At 67.0% G+C, this 18927-nt stretch carries 16 protein-coding genes and 1 tRNA gene; 7 read left to right on the top strand and 10 right to left on the bottom strand.

From position 1 onward, the window contains the following. Positions 1-15: 15 nt before the first annotated feature. On the bottom strand, positions 16-1356 hold the full coding sequence (locus HFGMBDPB_RS18830; protein WP_016445264.1) for an aminotransferase-like domain-containing protein: 1341 nt from the start codon (positions 1354-1356) through the stop codon (positions 16-18). 102 nt (positions 1357-1458) lie between these two features. On the opposite strand from HFGMBDPB_RS18830, the gene HFGMBDPB_RS18825 reads away from it, so the two are divergent. Then, on the top strand, positions 1459-1944 hold the full coding sequence (locus HFGMBDPB_RS18825) for a PaaI family thioesterase (RefSeq protein ID WP_012204692.1): 486 nt from the start codon (positions 1459-1461) through the stop codon (positions 1942-1944). Between the two features lie 63 nt (positions 1945-2007). Here the strand turns inward: HFGMBDPB_RS18825 and HFGMBDPB_RS18820 are convergent, their stop codons facing one another. The 4 genes from HFGMBDPB_RS18820 to mfd all read right to left on the bottom strand — a co-directional run bounded on the left by HFGMBDPB_RS18820 (position 2008) and on the right by mfd (position 7861). Beyond that, positions 2008-2529 (bottom strand): ABC transporter substrate-binding protein, encoded by a 522-nt coding sequence (locus tag HFGMBDPB_RS18820; protein ID WP_154834709.1) that lies wholly within the window; start codon positions 2527-2529, stop codon positions 2008-2010. A 306-nt stretch (positions 2530-2835) separates the two neighbouring features. Next, positions 2836-3549 carry a phosphoserine phosphatase SerB gene (serB, locus tag HFGMBDPB_RS18815; RefSeq protein ID WP_016445267.1) on the bottom strand — a complete coding sequence of 238 codons (714 nt, stop codon included), beginning with the start codon at positions 3547-3549 and terminating at the stop codon, positions 2836-2838. Between the two features lie 135 nt (positions 3550-3684). Then, complete coding sequence (locus HFGMBDPB_RS18810; protein WP_154834708.1) at positions 3685-4350, bottom strand: hypothetical protein; 666 nt, start codon at positions 4348-4350, stop codon at positions 3685-3687. 16 nt (positions 4351-4366) lie between these two features. Continuing rightward, entirely contained in the window at positions 4367-7861 is a 3495-nt protein-coding gene (mfd, locus tag HFGMBDPB_RS18805; RefSeq protein WP_209802196.1) for a transcription-repair coupling factor, read from the bottom strand. A gap of 161 nt (positions 7862-8022) precedes the next feature. Between mfd and ispD the strand changes: the two genes are divergently transcribed. Further along, the gene (gene ispD, locus HFGMBDPB_RS18800; protein ID WP_212646003.1) at positions 8023-8853 is read left to right on the top strand and encodes a 2-C-methyl-D-erythritol 4-phosphate cytidylyltransferase; all 831 of its coding nucleotides are present in this window, start codon (positions 8023-8025) and stop codon (positions 8851-8853) included. A gap of 16 nt (positions 8854-8869) precedes the next feature. Next, positions 8870-9349, top strand: coding sequence for a 2-C-methyl-D-erythritol 2,4-cyclodiphosphate synthase (gene ispF / locus HFGMBDPB_RS18795; protein WP_013803157.1), 480 nt, complete (start codon positions 8870-8872; stop codon positions 9347-9349). A 115-nt stretch (positions 9350-9464) separates the two neighbouring features. Here the strand turns inward: ispF and HFGMBDPB_RS18790 are convergent, their stop codons facing one another. Both HFGMBDPB_RS18790 and ompR read right to left on the bottom strand, forming a co-directional pair. Then, positions 9465-10967, bottom strand: coding sequence for an ATP-binding protein (locus HFGMBDPB_RS18790; RefSeq protein WP_012204699.1), 1503 nt, complete (start codon positions 10965-10967; stop codon positions 9465-9467). A gap of 242 nt (positions 10968-11209) precedes the next feature. Continuing rightward, positions 11210-11947 (bottom strand): osmolarity response regulator transcription factor OmpR, encoded by a 738-nt coding sequence (gene ompR / locus HFGMBDPB_RS18785; protein WP_017404718.1) that lies wholly within the window; start codon positions 11945-11947, stop codon positions 11210-11212. Between the two features lie 305 nt (positions 11948-12252). On the opposite strand from ompR, the gene HFGMBDPB_RS18780 reads away from it, so the two are divergent. Continuing rightward, complete coding sequence (locus HFGMBDPB_RS18780) at positions 12253-12999, top strand: SIMPL domain-containing protein (protein ID WP_061287643.1); 747 nt, start codon at positions 12253-12255, stop codon at positions 12997-12999. A 73-nt stretch (positions 13000-13072) separates the two neighbouring features. Here HFGMBDPB_RS18780 and HFGMBDPB_RS18775 read toward each other — a convergent pair whose 3' ends face one another. Continuing rightward, positions 13073-13867: a 3-hydroxybutyrate dehydrogenase gene (locus tag HFGMBDPB_RS18775; RefSeq protein ID WP_016445272.1), complete on the bottom strand. Its 795-nt coding sequence runs from the start codon at positions 13865-13867 to the stop codon at positions 13073-13075. Positions 13868-14044: 177 nt separating this feature from the next. On the opposite strand from HFGMBDPB_RS18775, the gene HFGMBDPB_RS18770 reads away from it, so the two are divergent. The 3 genes from HFGMBDPB_RS18770 to HFGMBDPB_RS18760 all read left to right on the top strand — a co-directional run bounded on the left by HFGMBDPB_RS18770 (position 14045) and on the right by HFGMBDPB_RS18760 (position 17334). Then, complete coding sequence (locus HFGMBDPB_RS18770; RefSeq protein WP_061287642.1) at positions 14045-14944, top strand: alpha/beta fold hydrolase; 900 nt, start codon at positions 14045-14047, stop codon at positions 14942-14944. Beyond that, positions 14941-17190 carry a RelA/SpoT family protein gene (locus tag HFGMBDPB_RS18765; protein WP_016445274.1) on the top strand — a complete coding sequence of 750 codons (2250 nt, stop codon included), beginning with the start codon at positions 14941-14943 and terminating at the stop codon, positions 17188-17190. Before HFGMBDPB_RS18770 ends, HFGMBDPB_RS18765 begins: the two co-directional genes overlap by 4 nt. Positions 17191-17257: 67 nt before the next feature. Further along, a tRNA-Val gene (locus HFGMBDPB_RS18760) sits at positions 17258-17334 on the top strand. Between the two features lie 146 nt (positions 17335-17480). Here HFGMBDPB_RS18760 and speG read toward each other — a convergent pair. Together speG and HFGMBDPB_RS18750 are read right to left on the bottom strand one after the other, a co-directional pair. Further along, the gene (gene speG, locus HFGMBDPB_RS18755; RefSeq protein WP_212646002.1) at positions 17481-18011 is read right to left on the bottom strand and encodes a spermidine N1-acetyltransferase; all 531 of its coding nucleotides are present in this window, start codon (positions 18009-18011) and stop codon (positions 17481-17483) included. Positions 18012-18015: 4 nt separating this feature from the next. After that, positions 18016-18696, bottom strand: coding sequence for a TetR/AcrR family transcriptional regulator (locus HFGMBDPB_RS18750; protein ID WP_016445276.1), 681 nt, complete (start codon positions 18694-18696; stop codon positions 18016-18018). Between the last annotated feature and the right edge of the window lie 231 nt (positions 18697-18927).

The raw sequence follows: 18927 nt of genomic DNA, 5'->3' as shown, positions 1-18927 counted from the left end.
TGGCCCGGCACAGGCTCAGGGCGGAAAGCCTTCCACGGTATCCCGCAACTGAACGAGTACGGCCTCCAGTTGCGGCAGAGGCACTGAACCCAGTCCCAGACGCAGCGCATGCGGGGCATGGGGTGTCGTTGCATAGGCGTGGGCCTGCGATACGGCGATGCCGCACTGGGCCAGCGCCGTGGCCGCCCGGTCCATCCGCAGCTCCCCGGGCAGGCGCAGCCAGAGGAAGAGCGAGCAGGGGTGGGCCAGCATCTGCATTCCTGCCAGCGCCTTGCGCGCAATCGCCTGCCGGCGCCGTGCCTCCTGCCGCATGCGTTGTTCCTGCTGCCGCACGGAGCCGCTGGCCATCCAGCGCGTGGCCATGGCCGTGACCAGGCCCGGCATGCTCCAGTGGCTGGCGCGCACCACGGCCTTGACGCGGCCTGCCCATGCCTGGGGCACCACCATGAAGCCGAAGCGCAACCCGCTGGCCACGCTTTTCGAGAGGCTGGAGACGTGAATGCAGCGCTCTGGCGCCAGCGTTGCGAGGGCTGCGGGCGCCTTGCCTGCCAGAAAGGCATAGGCAGCATCCTCGATCAGCAGGCAATCGTGGCGCCTTGCGATCTCCACCAGGCGCTGGCGCTGCGCCAGCGGCATCACCCATCCCAGGGGGTTGTGCAGCGTGGGCATGGCATGGATGGCGCGTATGCGCCGGCGTGCGCACAGCCGCTCCAATGCATCGAGGTCGGGACCCTCGTCAAGGGCAGGGACCGGCTGGAGGTCCAGGTCCTGGAGCTCGGCCAGCATCCTGAAGCCCGGGTAGGTCAGCGCGTCCACGGCCACCGCATCGCCGGGCCGCAGCAGCGCACGCACGGCAATGTCCAGTCCTTGCTGCGCGCCGTTGACCAGGAAGATGCGTTCCGGCTCGGCAGCCAGGCCGCGTTCGCGGGCAAGGAAGTCGGCCACGATGCGCCGCTCGTGCAGCCGGCCGCCGGGCGGCTGCTGGTGCATGAGCGCAGCCAGGTCGCCCGAAGCAGCCAGCTCGCGCAGCATGGAGCGCAACAGCCCGGCCTGCCCCGGCCAGGTGGGATGGTTGAAGGACAGGTCGGCCGTGTCCGAACTCAGGCGGGATTCGTCGCTGCCATCCCATTCGCGCTGCTGCGGCCGATCCCGCACAAAGGTGCCGCGCCCGGTTTCACCGATGACCAGGCCGAGGGAGGCCAGCCGCGCATACACCTTGCTGGCGGACGCCACGGCCATGCCATGGCGGGCCGCGAGGTCGCGGTGCGTGGGCATCAGCGTGCCGGGCGCGAGCCGGCCGGCGCGGATGTCTTCGGCCAGCCGTTCAGTCAGCAGAGCAACGCGAGAGGCAGCCATGGAGTGTAGTTAGGACAATTTTTTGATTGTTCCAGTCTAGGTCATCACACTGGCGAGACGGGCATTCCCGGGCCTTGCCCTCCCGCTCCAGACAGGAAATCCATGCATCTTCCCAGCACTTATCTCCCCGTGCTCGACTATCTGCAGCGGCAGATCGAAGGGCGGCTTGCCGCAGACGAGGCCACGCACATGCGCTATCCGACCGCGATCTCGCAGATGCTGGGGTTTCGCATAGTGGCCGTCGGCGAAGCCATGGCCGTCGTGGAGTTCGACGCCGATGCGCAGCGCCATGGCAACCAGCAGGGCACGGTCCATGGCGGGATGCTGTGCGAACTGGCCGATGCTGCCATAGGCACGGCGCATTCCACTTTGATGGAGCCAGGCCAGAGTTTCACCAGCATCGACCTGAAGGCGGCCTTCCTGCGCCCGGTCTGGCGCTCCAGGCTGTGCGCGCGGGCGTGGGCCGAGCACCGTGGACGCACGATCAGCCACTACCGCTGTGAAATCGAGCGTGATGATGGCAAGACCGTTGCGAGCATCGCCAGCGCCGTGATGACGCTGCGTGGAGAGCATGCGCAAGGCCGTTGAAGCAGCCGCTGGACAAAACAGAAAGGCCGCGACAGGCGCGGCCTTTTGCAAGGAGCAGGCGGTTTACTTGGCGGCGGCGCGGGCGGCTTCTGCCTTGGCCTTGGCTTCATCGGCCTTGCGCTGCAGCTCGGCTGCCTCGGTTTCGGCGGCCTTGGCCTTGGCTTCGGCCTCCTTGGCGGCAGCGTCCTTTTCAGGGGTCATGGCGCCGGCCAGCGCATTGCCGGCCATGGAGCCGGCAACGGCGCCCACGGCGGCGGCGCCCAGCGTGCCCATCATGCCCGGGCCTGCAGCACCTGCAGTGGCAGGTGCCGCTGCCGGAGCGGCGGCTGCGGCCGGCGTTGCTGGCGTGGCAGGAGCTGCCGGGCTGGCGGGCGTTGCCGCCTTGCTGGCGGTGGGCGCCGCAGGCGCTGCGGGCTGGGCAGGGGCCTTGCCGATCGACGCCGGGCGCACGGACTTGCCGCCGCTGCCCATGCGCTTGGCCTGGGCCAGCGTGGGCACGGTCAGCGATGCAATGGCCAGGGCGATCACGGAGGCAGTGGTGCGGAACGAAGTCTTCACGAAGGTTTTTCCAATCATGGTGGTCATGTGCACGGTCGGCGCAGGCGGGCCTGCGCCGGTCGGAGCGCCACAGGCCGCCCGTCTGCGGGCAGGCCTGCGGCCTTGGGTGTCACATGGGGATGGGGCAGGAGATTCCAAGCACCGGCATGCGGATACGCCGGTGTGCAGCCTGCTGTTGTAGGAGAGCCACCGGCGCTGAGGCGGTGGCCTATGGGGCTGCGTCAAGCATTGTAGAAAAGACCGGGGCCTGCCGGAAAAGCAAGCCCACAAAACATTCTCAGCTATTGATTGCGGAGCAGTGCAGCGGCCTGCGCCAGCCCCCACCGCCGGTTTTCAGCGCAGCACTTCCAGCAGGCGGTCCAGGCCGCCTTCGGTGATGGAGACCTTGGCCTCGTTGCGCACGCGCGGCTTGGCGTGGTAGGCCACGGACAGGCCTGCGACCTGCATCATGGGAATGTCGTTGCTGCCGTCGCCCACGGCGATGCACTGGTCGGGGCGAATGCCCAGCAGAGAGGCGACTTCCAGCAGCGTGCGGCGCTTTTCGGCGCCGTCGCAGATGTCGCCCCAAGGCTGCTCGATCAGGCCGCCGGTCAGCGCGCCATCGCGCATCTCCAGCACGTTGGCACGCACGAAGTCGATGCCCAGCATGCCGCGCACGTGCTCGGCAAAGTAGGTGAAGCCGCCCGAGACCAGCAGCACCTTCAGGCCCGCAGCCTGGGCTGCGCGCACCAGGGTTTCGGCGCCCGGGGAGAGCTTCAGGCGCTCGGCCAGCACGCGGGCCATGTCGGCCTCGGTCACGCCGACGAGCTTGCCCACGCGCTGGCGCAGGCTGTCCTTGAAGTCGGTGATCTCGCCGCGCATGGTGGCTTCGGTGATGGCCGCGACCTCGGCCTTCTTGCCGGTGGCGTCGGCGATCTCGTCGATGCATTCGATGGTGATCAGCGTCGAGTCCATGTCGAACGCGATGAGCTTGTAGTCGGCCAGCTTCAGTGGCGGCTGGATGCCGCGGATCAGCAGTCCGGGCGCGAATTCGGTGACATCGGTCATGGGTGGGGCAGCAAAAAGGGACGGGCCGCCGGGCTGGCGGGTATCAGGCGCGAATCATATCCAGAGCCAGGGCCGCGCGGCGCAGTCACTGGCCTTGGCACTGCGGCGCGCCACGGCTTGTGCCTGGATGCGCCCTCAGGGCGCGGGTGGGCGGCGCAGGTAGATGGCATCCGACCAGGTGGCCAGCCATTGGGGGCGGAACACCACGAAGATGGCCGTCACCATGCCGGTGATCACGGCATCGCCCCAGGCCATGAGCCAGCGCGCAATGCGCGACAGGTCCTCGTTGACACCGGGAAGCGAGTGGCCTGCGGCCTGGGCCAGCAGGGCCGAGATGAAGACGCACAGCACCGTGCCCGCAAAGCCGCGCGCGAGAATGAAGACAAAGATCTGGTGCGGCAGCCAGCGCCGCAGCGCCGCACCCCAGAGCATGGCCAGCGTGGCGGGCACGATGCCCTGCCAGACCGAGATGCCCAGCGCATCTCCCCAGCCCAGGGCCGGCGACAGCAGGGCGGCCAGCCCGCCCACGATGAGCAGCAGCGGAACGGCCAGAGGCCAGCCCAGCATGAGCACCACCAGCGGCGCCGAGGACCACTGCAGTTGCAGCGGCATGCGGTGCAGCGTGGGCAGGGCCCAGATCCAGGGCAGCAGCACGAGTACGGCCAGCAGCGGCGTGACCAGGGGCGAGGCCATGCGGTCCAGCGGCCCGCCCGGACCCGGGCGGCCGGCCAGCATGCGCCAGGGGCGCAGCCACAGCGCGGTGGCCAGGGCCAGCAGGGCGATGCTCGCTTCGAGGAACATGGCTAGGACAACCCTTCTATGCGGGCTGGGCCGCCTTTGCCTCCACCAGCGGCTGGCCCAGGCTGCGCAGCACGTCGCGCACCATCTGGGCGCGGTCCTTGGGATTGTCCAGGGCGCGCTCTATGCGCAGCTTCTCGTTGCCGGCCAGCTTGATGTGCTTGTTCTTCTGGATGAGGTGGATGATGGCCATGGGGTCCACCGGCGGCTGGGGCTTGAAGGTGATGTTGATGACGCCGGGCGCCGCATCGACCTTGACCACGCCGTAGGGCTGGGACAGCACGCGCAGGCGGTGCACGTCGATCAGCGTCTGCGCCTGGGGCGGCAGCTTGCCGAAGCGGTCCACGATTTCTTCGAGCAGGGTGTCGATCTGGTCGCTGGTGCGGGCCGTGGCCAGTTTCTTGTAGAAGGACAGGCGCAGGTGCACATCTCCGCAGTAGTCGCCCGGCAGCAGGGCCGGCGCGTGCAGGTTGATGTCGGTGGAGGCCGACAGCGGGCTGAGCAGATCGGGCTCCTTGCCGGCCTTGAGGCTGCGCACGGCCTCGGACAGCATCTCGTTGTAGAGCTGGAAGCCCACCTCCATCATGTTGCCGCTCTGGTTCTCGCCCAGCACCTCGCCGGCGCCGCGGATCTCCAGGTCGTGCATGGCCAGGTAGAAGCCCGAGCCCAGTTCCTCCATCTGCTGGATGGCCTCCAGCCGCTGCTGGGCCTGCTTGGTCAGGCTGTCCAGGTCGGGCACCATCAGGTAGGCATAGGCTTGGTGGTGGCTGCGGCCCACGCGGCCGCGCAGCTGGTGCAGCTGGGCCAGGCCGAACTTGTCGGCGCGGCTGATGAGGATGGTGTTGGCGCTGGGCACGTCGATGCCCGTCTCGATGATGGTCGAGCACAGCAATATGTTGTAGCGCTGGGCCACGAAGTCGCGCATCACGCGTTCGAGCTCGCGCTCGGGCATCTGGCCGTGGGCCACGGCGATGCGGGCCTCGGGCAGGATTTCCTCCAGCTTTTGCTTGCGGTTCTCGATGGTCTCGACCTCGTTGTGCAGGAAGTAGCACTGGCCGCCGCGCTTGAGCTCGCGCAGCACGGCCTCGCGGATCACGCCCGTGCCCTCGTTGCGCACAAAGGTCTTGATGGCCAGGCGCCGCTGGGGCGCGGTGGCGATGACGGACAGGTCGCGCAGGCCTTCCAGCGCCATGCCCATGGTGCGCGGGATGGGCGTGGCCGTCAGCGTGAGCACGTCCACCTCGGCGCGCATGGCCTTCATGGCTTCCTTGTGGCGCACGCCGAAGCGGTGCTCCTCGTCGATGATCAGCAGGCCCAGGTTCTTGAACTGCGTGGACTCGGACAGCAGCTTGTGCGTGCCCACGACGATGTCCACCGAGCCGTCGGCAATGCCCTTGACGGCCGCCGTGATCTCCTTGCCCGAGCGAAAGCGCGAGACTTCGGCCACCTTGATCGGCCACTTGGAGAAGCGGTCCACCAGGGTCTGGTAGTGCTGCTCGGCCAGCAGCGTGGTGGGCGCGAGAAAGGCCACCTGCTTGCCGCCCGTGATGGCCACGAAGGCCGCGCGCAGCGCCACCTCGGTCTTGCCGAAGCCCACGTCGCCGCAGACCAGGCGGTCCATGGGCTGGGGGCTGATCATGTCCTGGATCACGGCGTGGATGGCAGCGCGCTGGTCCGCCGTTTCCTCGAAGCCGAAGTCGTTGGCGAACTGCTCGTAGTCCTGGGGCGAGTAGCGGAAGGCGTGGCCCTGGCGTGCGGCGCGGCGTGCGTAGATGTTCAGCAGCTCGGCCGCGGAGTCGCGCACCTGCTCGGCCGCCTTGCGCTTGGCCTTTTCCCACTGCGTGCCGCCAAGCTTGTGCAGCGGCGCGTCCTCGGGTGAGACGCCCGTGTAGCGGCTGATCAGCTGCAACTGGCTGACGGGCACGTAGAGCACGGCGTTGCCCGCGTACTCCAGGTGCAGGAATTCCTGCACGGCCGGCGTGCCGTCGGGGTTCTTCTGGCCCATGTCCATGTGGACCAGGCCCTGGTAGCGGCCGATGCCGTGGTCCGAGTGCACCACGGGGTCGCCCACCTTGAGTTCGGACAGGTCCTTGATCAGTGCCTCGACATCGCTGACCTGCTCCTGGCGCCTGCGCCTGCGGCCCGTGGGGCTGGTGGCGAACAGCTCGGTCTCGGTGACGAAGTCCAGGCCTTCCTCCACCCAGGCGAAGCCGTTCATCAGCCCGGCCGTGGCAATGCCCACCTTCTCGCCCGCATCGCCCTGGAACTCGGCCAGCGAGTCGAAGACCGGCGGGTTCACGCCCGAGGCGCGGAAGAAGTCCAGCAGGCTTTCTCGGCGGCCATCGGACTCGGCCAGCAGCAGGATGCGGTGGGCGCTGGCGGCAATGTGCCTTTGCAGGCGCGCCAGAGGGTCTTCCGCGCCGCGCACCACGGACAGGTCCTCCAGCTTCTGGAAGATGGCGCTGTCTGCCACGTCCTCGGTGCCTGGGCGCAGCGCGAGCTGGGCGTGCTCCTTGGCGCGCGTGTAGAACTGGTCGGCGGACAGGAACAGCACCTCGGGCGGCAGGGCCGGGCGCTCGGGGTCGCCCTGCACCAGGCGGAAGCGCTCCTTGGTGTCCTGCCAAAAGCGCTGGAAGGCCGGCTCCAGGTCGCCATGCATGACCACGGTGGCATCGGCGCCCAGGTAGTCGAAGACGGTGGCCGTTTCGTCGAAGAACAGCGGCAGGTAGTACTCGATGCCGGCCGTGGCAATGCCCTGGCCCATGTCCTTGTAGATGCGGCTGCGCGTGGGATCACCCTCCAGCAGCTCGCGCCAGCGCTGGCGGAACTTGGCGCGCGCGTCCTCGTCCATGGGGAACTCGCGGCCGGGCAGCAGGCGCACCTCTGGCACGGGGTAGAGGCTGCGCTGGGTGTCGGGGTCGAAGGTGCGGATGGAGTCGATCTCGTCGTCGAACAGGTCCACCCGGTAGGGCTGCAGCGAGCCCATGGGAAACAGGTCGATCAGGCCGCCCCGCACCGCGTACTCTCCATGGCTGACCACCTGGGAGACATGCTGGTAGCCGGCCAGCGTCAGCTGGGCCTTGAGTTTGGCCTCGTCCAGCTTCTGGCCGCTCTTGAACTCGAAGGTGTAGCCGGCCAGGAAGGAGGGCGGCGCCAGCCGGTACAGCGCGGTGGTGGCGGGCACCAGCACCACGTCGGCGCCATGCTCCTTGTCGCGCTGGTTGATGCGCCACAGCGTGGCCAGGCGCTCGCTGATCAGGTCCTGGTGGGGAGAGAAGCTGTCGTAGGGCAGGGTCTCCCAGTCGGGGAACAGCGCGCAGCGCAGGCCCGGGGCGAAGAAGGCCATCTCGTCGATCAGCCGCTGGGCATCCGAGGCGTCAGCCGTGACGATGGCTGTCACCCGGCCAGCAGCCTTCTCGCGCTCGCCCAGGCGGGCCAGCAGCAGGGCGTCGGCGCTGCCCACGGGGTGGGGCAGGGTGAAGCGTTTTCCGGGAGTGAGCTTGGGCAGTTCCATGGTGCTTGGACGTGGGCGCCGCAGCGCCTGGGCGAAGTAACGACAAAACCCCTCGGCACGCGCAGAGGGGTATCGAAGCATTTTAGCCAGCACGCATGGCGGCCATGCAGGCATGCCCGCATGGCCATGGCGGCACATGGCCGTCACTACAATGCGCCACCATGAAAGATCTGCTTGCGGCGGCTGCGCCCGCATCCCTGGAGCCGGCCCGCCTGTGGGCCTTGATCCCCTGCGCGGGCACGGGCTCGCGCGCCATCGCACCCGATGCGCCTGCGCCTGAACTGCCCAAGCAATACCACCTGGTGGCCGGTGCGCCCATGGTGGCGCACACGCTGGCCGCCTTTGCGGGCACAGCGCGCGTGCACCACACGCTGGTGGTGATCGCGCCTGGCGACGACTTCTGGCGCCAGGGCCTGCCGGGCCCGTCGCCCACGCGCTACTCCACGGCGGCATGCGGAGGCGCCACGCGGGCCGAATCCGTGACCAACGGCCTGAAGGAGCTGCTGGCGCGCGGTGCGGGCGCGCATGACTGGGTGCTGGTGCACGACGCCGCGCGCTGCCTGGTGACGCCCGCGCTCATCGATGCCCTGATCGACGCCTGCGAGCACGATGCCGTGGGCGGCCTGCTGGCGCACAAGCTGCCCGACACGCTCAAGACGGCCGTGGCCGGGCCCAGCGGGGTGCGCGTGGCGGGCACGGTGGACCGCAGCGACAAATGGCTGGCGCAGACGCCGCAGATGTTCCGCATCGCGCCGCTGCTCGATGCGCTGCAGCACGCCGGCTCGGCCGTGACCGACGAGGCCAGCGCCATGGAGGCCGTGGGCCAGCGCCCGCGCCTGGTGCCCGGCGGCGCGCAGAATTTCAAGGTCACCTATCCGGACGATTTCGCGCTGGCCGCCGCCGTGCTGTCGCAGCGCGAGCGCAGCACCACGCTGGAGCGATACCGGGGCCAGCGCGACCATCCGCAGGCGTCGGGCAATCCATTTTTCTGAACCTGGAATGTTTCACATGAATTTTCGTATTGGCGAGGGCTGGGACGTGCATGCCCTGGTGCCCGGGCGCAAGCTGATCCTGGGCGGCATCGAGGTGCCGCACGAACTGGGGCTGCTGGGCCATTCCGATGCCGACGTGCTGCTGCACGCCATCACCGACGCGCTGCTGGGCGGCGCGGCGCTGGGCGACATCGGCCGGCATTTCCCCGACACCGACCCCGAATTCCGTGGCGCCGATTCGCTGGTGCTGCTGGTGGAAGCGGCGCGCCGCGTGCGCGCCACGGGGCTGGAGATCGGCAACATCGACAGCACCATCATTGCCCAGGCCCCCAAGCTGGCGCCGCACATTCCTGCCATGCGCGAGCGCATCGCCACGGCGCTGGGCTTGGCGCTGGACCAGGTCAACGTCAAGGCCAAGACGGCCGAAAAGCTCGGCCCCGTGGGCCAGCAGCAGGCCATGGAGGCGCGCGCCGCCGCCTTGCTGTTCCGCGCCTGACCAGCGGGGTGCCATCCCCATGCAAAAGGCCCCGGCGATCGGTCAACGATCGCCGGGGCCTTTGTATCTGCCGAACGTATCTGCCGAACGTATCTGCCGAACGCGCGCTGCGGGCTTAGTCCTCTCCGTCCAGGGCGCCGTCCTGCGCACGCGGGGGCAACTGGCGCTTGATCTGCGGGCGCTGCAGACGCTGCTCGGGCTCGGCACCCTTGGCCACGCCCGAGGCACGCTGCAACTGCACATGGGCAACCAGCCCGCCCGTGGAGGAGTTGGACAGCGCAAACACGCCGCCCATGCGCTGCACCGTCTTGTCCACGATGGACAGGCCCAGGCCCGCGCCCGCTGCGGCCGTGCGCGCGGAGTCGCCACGGAAGAAGGGCTGGGTCAGGCTGGCGAGCTGCTCGGGCGGCACGCCACGGCCATGGTCGCGGATGCGGATCACCACCCAGCTTTCGCGTTCCGATGCCGTCACGTCCACGTGCGTGGTTTCGGTCTCTGGCGTCTTGCCGTAGCGGCGTGCGTTCTCGAACAGGTTGGAGATCACGCGCGCCAGTTCCACCTCGTCGGCCAGTACATAGACGCCTTCGGGCACGGCCATGCTGATCTGCAGCTCGCGGTGGTCCTGCACCGCATAGACGCAGGAGGACACCACGGCATGCAGGTTCACCGGGTTGAGGGTGACATGGTCGGGGCGGGCGTAGTCCAGGAATTTGTCGATGGTGGCGTCCAGCTGCACGATGTCGGCCACCATGTGCTCGCGCGCCACGTCGTCCACCACGCTCATCTCGGTCTCCAGCCGCAGGCGGGCGAGCGGCGTGCGCAGGTCGTGGGAGATGCCAGCCAGCATCACCGCGCGGTCCTGCTCCAGCTGGGCCAGTTTCTGCGCCATGCGGTTGAAGCCGATGTTGACCTCGCGGATCTCGCTGGTGACGGCTTCCTCGTCGAGCTGGCTGGCGTCGAAGTCGCCATCTCGCACGCGGTTGGCCGCATAGCTCAACTGCTTGAGCGGCCGGTTGATCAGGCGCGCGATGGCTGCCGCCCCCGCCAGGGACAGCAGGCCGGCCGTGATCAGCCAGATCAGCCAGGTGCGCCCGCTGGCCGGCGTGAAGCGCGAGCGGTCCATCAGCAGCCAGGTGCGGTCGCCATTGATGGTGAAGCCCACCCACAGCCCCGGCTCGCCATTGACGCTACGCGCCACGATGGTGCCGTAGCCCAGGCGGCGCGTGAGCTCCTCGGTCAGGCGCTTGCCCAGCGTGCTCTGGTCCAGCAGCTCGAAGCTGTCGCCAGGCTCGCGCGGCAGAATGCGCACGCCTTCCTGGTCGGCCATGGTCTTGATCAGCGAGACGCGGTTGATGGCATCCGAATGCACCAGGGCCGCGCGGCTGAGGTTGACCAGCGAGGCGATCTGCTGGGCGGTGTGCAGCGTGCGCGGCTCGAATTCGAAGGCGCGCAGCGTCTGCAGCCACGCCAGGATGCTGCCCACCAACAGCAGGGCCAGCAGGCAGAAGGTACGCCAAAAAAGGTTGAGTCCCAGCGGAGAGCGCGCAGTCATGCGCCGCTCGTAGTCGAGCGGCGCAGGGCTGGTGGCGTCATGGGGCGGGACGGTGAAGGAACTCATGGAAGCGGTTCGTCATTCTAGGGGCCGGCTGCGAGATTACGCCTGTGCCGGCCAGCCTGCGTTACCGGTTGTCTCGGTCGACAGGGTGAGGTTTTGGCGCTGCGCATTGTCAACGGCACATAAAACGTTACGGCCCCAACCCAGGGACGCCGAGCAAGAGCCGCCTCGCGGCGAGGGCGTCGTCCCCCTCCCGCGGAGCGAGAGAGGGGGAAGGCGCGCAGCGCCTCAGGGGGTGATGCATTTCAGTTCGCGCCGTCCGGTACGAACACATAGCCGACGCCCCAGACCGTCTGGATATAGCGCGGAGCGGCGGCATCTTCCTCGATCAGCTTGCGCAGGCGCGAGACCTGCACGTCCAGGCTGCGGTCGAAGGGCTCGAATTCGCGGCCGCGCGCCAGCAGGGCCAGCTTCTCGCGCGACAGCGGCTGGCGCGGGTGGCGCACCAGGGCCTTGAGCATGGCGAATTCGCCCGTGGTCAGCGGCAGTTCCTCGCCGTTCTTTTGCAGCACGCGCGTGCCCAGGTCGAAGGTGAAGGGGCCGAAGCTCACCACCTCGTTGTCGCCGGAAGGCGCGCCCGGCGCTTCCTGCGGCGGGCGGCGGCGCAGCACGGCATGGATGCGGGCCAGCAGTTCGCGCGGGTTGAAGGGCTTGCCCAGGTAGTCGTCGGCGCCCACTTCCAGGCCCACGATGCGGTCCACATCCTCGCCCTTGGCGGTCAGCATGATGATGGGCGTGCGGTCGTTGGCCGAGCGCAGGCGGCGGCAGATGGACAGGCCATCTTCGCCGGGCATCATCAGGTCAAGCACGATCAGGTCCACCGTTTCGCGCAGCAGGATGCGGTTCAGCGCCTTGCCATCTTCGGCAATCATGATCTCGAAGCCTTCCTGCGTCAGGTAGCGGCGCAGCAGGTCGCGGATGCGCGCATCGTCATCCACCACCAGGATCTTGTCGGTGCGGTTGGTCGTAGTGGCCATGTTCATCCTCGGTCGGTCATTTGTAACAGCCGCCATTGTTACCAGCTTGCGCCGAAAAGTCTGGACAAACCCCCGAAATATTGCCGTGTGTTACAGATGTTGCGTTTAAATTTAGAACGGAAAATGTGTCTTTAGAATATTTAACTATGGGTTTTCCATGTTGATGCATTTATCGTTGCAATAATGTTGTCAATGGAGGAGCCGGCAGGCCTGCTTGGCTCCACACCTGTCACCATCTGGCGGCATGCCGTAGCGAAAGGGCGGCATGCAGTTGTATCCCTGAACTACCTTTCATTTCAAAGGGTGAACGCATGAGCAAGCTTTCCAAACAGCTGTCCCGCCCCTGGGTCAAGTCCGTGGTCGCGGCCACTGCGCTGGCCTGTGCCAGCGGTGCCTGGGCGCAGAACGCCGCCACGGCGCCGGCACAGCCTGCCAACGTGGTGCAGTTGTCTGCAGAAGGCTCGGTGGACGTGGTGCAGGACCTGCTGACCGCCACCTTGTCGGCCACGCGCGAAGGGCGTGATGCCGCCACGGTCCAGTCCCAGCTGCAGAAGGTGGTCGAGGCCGCCATGGCCGTGACCAAGCGCAGCGCCCAGCCGGGCCAGATGGATGTGAGCACCGGCAGCTTCGGCATCTATCCGCGCTATGGCAAGGACAACAAGGTGGAAGGCTGGCAGGGCCGCGCCGAGATTCTTCTGCAGGGCCGCGACTTCGCGCGCATCACGCAGACGGCGGCCCAGGTGCAGGACATGACGCTGTCGCAGGTGGGCTTCGGCCTGTCGCGCGAGGCCCGTGAAAAGGTCGAGGGCGAGGCCCAGGCCAAGGCCATCGAACAGTTCAAGCAGCGCGCCTCCACGCTGTCCAAGAGCTTCGGCTTTGCCAACTACAGCCTGCGCGAGGTCAACGTGAGCAGCAGCGATACCTCGGTGCCCATGCCGCGTCCGCGCATGATGGCCATGTCCGCCAAGGCCGCTGGCGCGGAAATGGATGCCGTGTCCGTGGAAGCGGGCAAGGCGCAGGTGATGGTCCACGTGTCGGGCTCGGTGCAGATGTACTGAGCAGGCGTGGGCCGCCCATGAAAAAAGGAGCGCCGTGGCGCTCCTTTTTTGACGTGAACCGGTGCTGGCGCGCTTACTGCGCCGCCCAGCCGCCATCCATGTTCCAGGCCACGCCGCGCACATTGGCTGCGGCGGGCGAGCAGAAGAACACCGCCAGTTCGCCCAGTTCCTCGGGCGTGGTGAACTGCATGGAGGGCTCTTTCTCGCCCAGCAGCAGCTTCTTGGCTTCTTCATTGCTGATGCCGTGCTGCTCGGCCTTGGCGTCCACCTGCTTTTGCACCAGCGGCGTCAGCACCCAGCCGGGGCAGATGGCGTTGCAGGTGATGCCGGAGGTGGCGTTCTCCAGGGCCGTTACCTTGGTCAGACCGACAATGCCGTGCTTGGCCGCCACATAGGCGGACTTCTGCGCCGAGCCCACCAGGCCGTGCACCGAGGCCACGTTGATGATGCGGCCCCAGCCCTTGCCGCCATCGGCCGCCTGCATCATGGGCAGGACCAGGCGCGAGGTGTGGAAGGCGCTGGACAGGTTGATGGCGATGATGGCGTCCCAGCGCTCGGGCGGGAAGTCTTCCACGCGCGCCACGTGCTGGATGCCGGCATTGTTCACGAGGATGTCGATCTGGCCGAAATTGCGCACGCTGTACTGGACCATGTCCTCGATGTCCGCCACGCGGCTCATGTCGGCGCCGTGATAGGCGACCTGGGCGCCGGCGGCCTGGCCTGCGGCCAGCACTTCGGCACGGGGGCCGTCCACATCGCCGAAACCGTTGAGCACGATATTGGCGCCCTGGCGGGCCAGCGCCTTCGCGATCCCGAGGCCGATGCCGCTGGTCGAGCCGGTCACGAGGGCGGTCTTGCCTTTCAACATAGAGAGTCTCCGAATGAATGTACGATGCAACACAGCCATTATCGGCGCCGGCTCCGCGAATGCGTTTCCATGAATCATCCTACGCTGAACTACGTATCCTGCCCGGGGGTTGCCGGGCGTGCCTCACCCTGGAGCCGTACTGCCAGCCCGGCTGCTCAAGAGAATGCTTCGCACCGCATGGCTTATTGGGAATGGAATCGCACCGGCGATCCGCACCATCCCCATGTCGTGGTCTGCGTGCACGGCCTGTCGCGCCAGGGGCGTGACTTTGATGCGCTGGCCGAGCGGCTCAGCGAACGCGCCCGCGTGATCTGCCCCGATGTGGTCGGGCGTGGCGAAAGCGACTGGCTGCAGGATCCGGCCGCCTACCAGGTGCCTCTTTACGCAGCCGACATGCTGGCCTTGCTGGCCCAGGTGCATGCGCAGGCGCCTGTCGAACAATTGGATTGGGTGGGCACCAGCATGGGCGGGCTGATCGGCATGGCGCTTGCGGGCCAGCCGGGGCTGCCGCTGCCGGCGCCCATCCGCAGGCTGGTGCTCAACGATGTGGGACCTGTCATCGAGTGGTCTGCCCTGGAGCGCATAGGGCAGTACCTGGGCAAGGGCGCGCATTTTGAAAATCTTGAGCAGGCAGCCCATGCGCTGCTCTTGATTTCCGAAGGCTTCGGCCCACATAGCGAAGGGCAATGGTTGCGATTGACGCGACCTATGATGCGGCCGGCCGCCGATGGCGGCCTTGTCCTGCACTATGACCCTCAGATTGCGGTGCCCCTGCAGCACATGACGCGCGAGATGGCCCAGGCCGGCGAAGCGCTGCTGTGGCAGCTGTATGACCAGATCAAGGCACGCGTCTTGCTAGTTCGTGGTGCGCAGTCCGACCTGCTGACGGCGGCCACGGCACAGGCCATGGCGCAGCGAGGGCCGAAGGCGCATTGCGTGGAATTTGAAGGGGTGGGACATGCGCCCACCTTCGTCGCGGCAGGGCAGGTGGCCTTGCTGTGCCGGTTCTTATGGGGAGAAGAGCGCTTGCCAAGCACCATGAATCTTGCCGAGCAGGCCAGGGAGAGTGACGAATGAAGACTGCCAGCAGCGAGGCCGCCGTGCAGGCGCCTTCGCCCGGCGCAGCCGCGCCGGGCCAGGTGCCGTCGGTGCTGCCGCACCTGATCACGGCCACGTCGCAGACCCTGCCCGAACAGGTCAACGCGCTGGCGCGCGCGCGCAGCTTTGCCGAGCCGCTGATCGCCACCGAGACCATGGAGTCCGGTGAGAACACCATGGCCCATGCCGATGCGGTGGCTGCCATCCTCAAGACCATCGGCGGCTCCGAAACCATGCAGGCGGCGATCTATCTGGTGCATGCCAGCGTGCACCTCAATCGCCCGCAGGAAGTGATCGCCAAGGCCTTTGGCGAGAATTTCGCCACCCTGGCCGTGGAAACCAACAAGCTCATGCGCGTGCAGGAGCAGGCGCGCGGCGCCGAGCTGGGCGGCCAGTACCTGGACGATGAGGCCACGCAGACCGAGAACGTGCGCAAGATGCTGCTGGGTTTCTCGCGCGACCTGCGCGTGGTGCTGCTGCGGCTGGCGTCGCGCCTGCAGACGCTGCGCTATTACGCAGCCAGCAAGCGCCCGGTCTCGCCCGGCATTGCGCGCGAGGCGCTGACGGTGTTTGCGCCGCTGGCCAACCGGCTGGGCATCTGGCAGATCAAGTGGGAGCTGGAGGATCTGTCCCTGCGCTTCCTGGAGCCCGAGACCTACCGCGAAGTGGCCCGCCTGCTCGATGAAAAGCGCGTGGAGCGTGAAGCCTATATGGAGCAGATGCGCGCACGGCTGGAGGCCGACCTGCGCGCGCACAGCATCAGCGCCACCGTGCAAGGCAGGCCCAAGCACATCTACAGCATCGTCAAGAAGATGCGAGGCAAGTCGCTGAACTTCGACCAGGTCTTCGACATCCGCGCCATGCGTGTCGTCGTGCCCACGATCAAGGACTGCTACGCCACCCTGTCCTGGGTGCATGAGCAGTTCACGCCCATCGAGGCGGAATTCGACGACTACATCGCCAAGCCCAAGCCCAACGGCTACCAGTCGCTGCACACCGTGGTGCGCGACGAGACGGGCCGCGCAATCGAGATCCAGATCCGCACCCAGGCCATGCACGACCATGCCGAGCACGGCGTGGCCGCCCACTGGGCCTACAAGGAGGCGGGCACCAAGGGATACGCGGGTGTCACGGCCAGCAGCGAGTACGACGCCAAGATCGCCGTGCTGCGCCAGTTGCTGGCCTGGGGCAGCGACCTGGCGGGCGCCCACCATCGGGGCCTGTTCGAGGACCGCATCTACGTGCTCACTCCCGATGCGGCCGTCATCGAGCTGCCGCAGGGCGCGACGCCCGTGGATTTCGCCTATTCGGTGCACACCAGCCTGGGGCACCGCTGCCGCGGCGCGCGCGTGGACGGCGCCATGGTGCCGCTGAACACGCCGCTGCAAAACGGCCAGACCGTGGAGATCACCACGGTCAAGGAGGGGCGCCCCTCGCGCGACTGGCTCAACGCCGACCTCGGCTACCTGACCAGCAACCGTGCCAAGGCCAAGGTGCGTGCCTGGTTCAATGCCCAGGCCACGCACGAGACCGTGGCGCGCGGCCGCGAGGCGGTCGAGAAACTGCTGCAGCGCGAGGGCAAGACGGCCGTCAAGCTGGAGGAGCTGGCCGTTCAGCTCGGCTTCAAATCGGCCGATGCCTTGTTCGAAGTCGTCGGCAAGGATGAATACTCGCTGCGCAACATCGAGACCGTGCTGCGACCGGCCGAGGCGGAGGAGGAAGTCGAGGAATTCTCCCCGGTGCGCAAGGCACGCGGCACGGACTCGCCCAAGGGCGGCGTGCTGGTCGTGGGCGTGGATTCGCTGATGACGCAGCTGGCCAAGTGCTGCAAGCCTGCGCCGCCGGACGACATCCGGGGCTTTGTCACGCGCGGCAAGGGCGTGAGCGTGCACCGCTGCGACTGCTCCAACTTCCGTGAAATGGCAGCGCGCAATTCCGAGCGCGTGATCGACGTGGCCTGGGGCCAGCCCAAGGCGGCGGCCGTGGCCTCGGCCGTCTACCCGGTCGATGTGTCCGTGGAAGCGGCCGACCGGCAGGGCCTGCTGCGCGATATCTCCGAAGTCTTTGCGCGGGAGAAGACCAATGTCATCGGCGTGCAGACCCAATCCGTCAAGGGAACGGCCTGGATGACCTTCACCGTGGAAGTGGCCGATTCCGGTCGCCTCAACAAGGTGCTGGGCATTGTGGCCGCCGTGGCGGGCGTGCGTTCGGCACGGCGGCGCTGAGCCTGTTGGGGTATTTTTGCCGGAGCCCTGGAAAACCCGTGCTAGAATCGCTTTCTCGAACAAACACAGGCGCGTAGCTCAGCTGGTTAGAGCACCACCTTGACATGGTGGGGGTCGTTGGTTCGAGTCCAATCGCGCCTACCAATTTTCCATTGCCAGATGGAATGCAAGAAGCCTTCTGATCACTCAGAAGGCTTTTTTGTTTGGTTTTTTTGTTTGTGCGCCCGCCAACGATGGGGAGACTTGCTGGTCAAGGAGGCGGGCAGGGCCCGCGCTCCTCTGTCAGGAGGTCAGGTGCCGACTCCGGCCTGTGCCTGCAGGTAGTCGTTTTGCAGGAGGTACATGCGGATGGCGTTGCGGTACTGGCCATTGGCGAAGAATTCGTCGATCAGCACGCCTTCCTGCACGAAGCCTATGCGCGCGTAGATGTGGATGGCCTTCTCGTTCTCCTGGTCCACATGGAGAAAGATCTTGTGCAGGTTGAGCGTCTTGAAGCCATAGTCCAGCGCCAGCCGCGTTGCCTGGGCTGCGATGCCCTGGCCCTGCTGCTCGGGGGCGATGATGATCTGGAGCTCGGCGCGCCGGTGGATCAGGTCGATCTCCACCAGCTCGACGAGACCGGCGCGATCGCCCTGGTGCTCGACGATGAAGCGGCGCTCGGTCTGGTCGTGCACGTGCGCGTCGTAGAGCGCGGAAAGCTCGTCGAAGGTCTCGTAAGGCTCCTCGAACCAGTAGCGCATGATGGCGGCATTGTTGTTGAGCAGATGCACGGAGCGCAGATCTTCGCGCTCCAGGGGTCTCAGGCGGATGCTGTGATTCATGCGCTCATTGTGCGAGAGCCGCGGTATCCGGCTGCAGGCCACGGATTACCAGCCGGTAGATCAGATCGGCCGCCGTGTCGTAGTCGTCGGCGGTCAGTTCCGGCCGGCCCAGCAGCAGCGCGAACTGGGCCTGCTGGTCGGCGTAGGCCTGGGTCACGGACCAGAGGATGAACATCAGGTGGGTGAAATCCACGCGGGCAATCTTGCCCTGCGCCACCCAGCGCTCGAAGGCCTGCACGTCGGCTGCCAGCGCCGGGCCTACCTGGCTCGATATGGCCTGCCCGAAGCGGGGCGCGCCGGCCATCACCTCGCGCGTGAAGACACGGGAGCCATGGGGCCGCTCGCGCGAGGACTGCAGCTTGGCTCGGATGTAGATGCGCAAGGCCTCCGCCGGGTCGTCGCCGCGCAGCAGGTCGGACATGCCGGCCAGCCACTGCGTCAGCACATCGCCCAGCACGCGCAGGTACAGCTCCTCCTTGCTGGCGAAGTAGTACAGCAGGTTGTGGCGGCTGAGGCCGGCGTCGTGCGCGATCAGTTCCAGCGATGCGCCTTCGAAGCCGTATTGCGCAAAGTGCAGTTCGGCCGTCTGCAGGATGTTCAGCTCCTTGCGCAGCCGTGCAGCGGTGGGCTTGCGCGTGGCCGATCGGGCCTGGGGGGAGGGCGCATTGTCAGAAAGGGTTGCCATTGCGCAGATGGTAAGTGGAGATAAGTGGCGCCATTTTGGTGCGATTGTCTGGCATCTTTCTTGCTGACGACTTTCTGGGTGATTTTACTGATTGGTAAATTTTTTCACCCGCGTAAATTCCGTTCCACCCCCAGTGCGCCCGACAAGAGGCGTCACTTGCACATGCGAGGACCACGATGAAACCTCCGAAGACTGTGTTGCTGGATCCGGGGCCTTGCAGGAGTTCCTCCT

It is taken from the genome of Delftia sp. PE138, assembly GCF_018320755.1.
Classification (GTDB): Bacteria; Pseudomonadota; Gammaproteobacteria; order Burkholderiales; family Burkholderiaceae_C; genus Comamonas; species Comamonas tsuruhatensis.
This window is presented reverse-complemented; position numbering and strand designations above follow the sequence as displayed.

Bases quoted from the DNA above. Each gene is read 5' to 3' on its own strand.
- HFGMBDPB_RS18770 (WP_061287642.1), top strand. From the start codon at position 14,045: ATGGCTTATTGGGAATGGAATCGCACCGGCGATCCGCACCATCCCCAT.
- ompR (WP_017404718.1), bottom strand. From the start codon at position 11,947: ATGAACATGGCCACTACGACCAACCGCACCGACAAGATCCTGGTGGTG.
- HFGMBDPB_RS18810 (WP_154834708.1), bottom strand. From the start codon at position 4,350: ATGTTCCTCGAAGCGAGCATCGCCCTGCTGGCCCTGGCCACCGCGCTG.
- HFGMBDPB_RS18750 (WP_016445276.1), bottom strand. From the start codon at position 18,696: ATGGCAACCCTTTCTGACAATGCGCCCTCCCCCCAGGCCCGATCGGCC.
- ispD (WP_212646003.1), top strand. From the start codon at position 8,023: ATGAAAGATCTGCTTGCGGCGGCTGCGCCCGCATCCCTGGAGCCGGCC.
- mfd (WP_209802196.1), bottom strand. From the start codon at position 7,861: ATGGAACTGCCCAAGCTCACTCCCGGAAAACGCTTCACCCTGCCCCAC.
- HFGMBDPB_RS18765 (WP_016445274.1), top strand. From the start codon at position 14,941: ATGAAGACTGCCAGCAGCGAGGCCGCCGTGCAGGCGCCTTCGCCCGGC.
- speG (WP_212646002.1), bottom strand. From the start codon at position 18,011: ATGAATCACAGCATCCGCCTGAGACCCCTGGAGCGCGAAGATCTGCGC.
- HFGMBDPB_RS18820 (WP_154834709.1), bottom strand. From the start codon at position 2,529: ATGACCACCATGATTGGAAAAACCTTCGTGAAGACTTCGTTCCGCACC.
- HFGMBDPB_RS18790 (WP_012204699.1), bottom strand. From the start codon at position 10,967: ATGAGTTCCTTCACCGTCCCGCCCCATGACGCCACCAGCCCTGCGCCG.
- HFGMBDPB_RS18775 (WP_016445272.1), bottom strand. From the start codon at position 13,867: ATGTTGAAAGGCAAGACCGCCCTCGTGACCGGCTCGACCAGCGGCATC.
- HFGMBDPB_RS18780 (WP_061287643.1), top strand. From the start codon at position 12,253: ATGAGCAAGCTTTCCAAACAGCTGTCCCGCCCCTGGGTCAAGTCCGTG.
- HFGMBDPB_RS18830 (WP_016445264.1), bottom strand. From the start codon at position 1,356: ATGGCTGCCTCTCGCGTTGCTCTGCTGACTGAACGGCTGGCCGAAGAC.
- ispF (WP_013803157.1), top strand. From the start codon at position 8,870: ATGAATTTTCGTATTGGCGAGGGCTGGGACGTGCATGCCCTGGTGCCC.
- HFGMBDPB_RS18825 (WP_012204692.1), top strand. From the start codon at position 1,459: ATGCATCTTCCCAGCACTTATCTCCCCGTGCTCGACTATCTGCAGCGG.
- serB (WP_016445267.1), bottom strand. From the start codon at position 3,549: ATGACCGATGTCACCGAATTCGCGCCCGGACTGCTGATCCGCGGCATC.